Annotated in this window: 1 rRNA gene; it reads left to right on the plus strand. The window is 54.3% G+C overall.

Annotated features, from left to right (window positions below):
• A 23S ribosomal RNA gene (locus ACPYOD_RS19155) occupies positions 1-816 on the plus strand; the annotation flags it as partial.

The raw sequence follows: 816 nt of genomic DNA on the forward strand, positions 1-816 counted from the left end.
GGGTGAGTCGGCCCCTAAGGCGAGGCAGAAATGCGTAGTCGATGGGAAGCAGGTTAATATTCCTGCACTTTTCTACAGTGCGATGTGGGGACGGAGAAGGTTAGGTCTACCAGGCGTTGGTTGTCCTGGGGAAAGGCGGTAGGCGGTGGTCTTAGGCAAATCCGGGATCACATACGCCGAGCACCGAGACTAGTCCTATGAGGACGAAGTGACTGACACCACGCTTCCAGGAAAAGCCACTAAGCTTCAGCTGTAGAAAAACCGTACCGTAAACCGACACTGGTAGGCAGGGTGAGAATCCCAAGGCGCTTGAGAGAACTCGGGTGAAGGAACTAGGCAAAATGGCACCGTAACTTCGGGAGAAGGTGCGCCCCTTGGTGTGGTCACGTGCGTGACTGAGCATCGAGGGGTCGCAGTAACCTGGCCGCTGCGACTGTTTATCAAAAACACAGCACTCTGCAAACACGAAAGTGGACGTATAGGGTGTGACGCCTGCCCGGTGCTGGAAGGTTAATTGATGGGGTCAGCCGCAAGGCGAAGCTCTTGATCGAAGCCCCAGTAAACGGCGGCCGTAACTATAACGGTCCTAAGGTAGCGAAATTCCTTGTCGGGTAAGTTCCGACCTGCACGAATGGCGTAACGACAGCGGCGCTGTCTCCACCCGAGACTCAGTGAAATTGAAATCGCTGTGAAGATGCAGCGTTCCCGCGGCAAGACGGAAAGACCCCGTGAACCTTTACTATAGCTTTACACTGAACGTTGAGTTCTTCTGTGTAGGATAGGTGGGAGGCTATGAAACCGAGACGCTAGTTTCGG

The organism is Luteibacter sp. HAY1-4A (genome assembly GCF_056755355.1).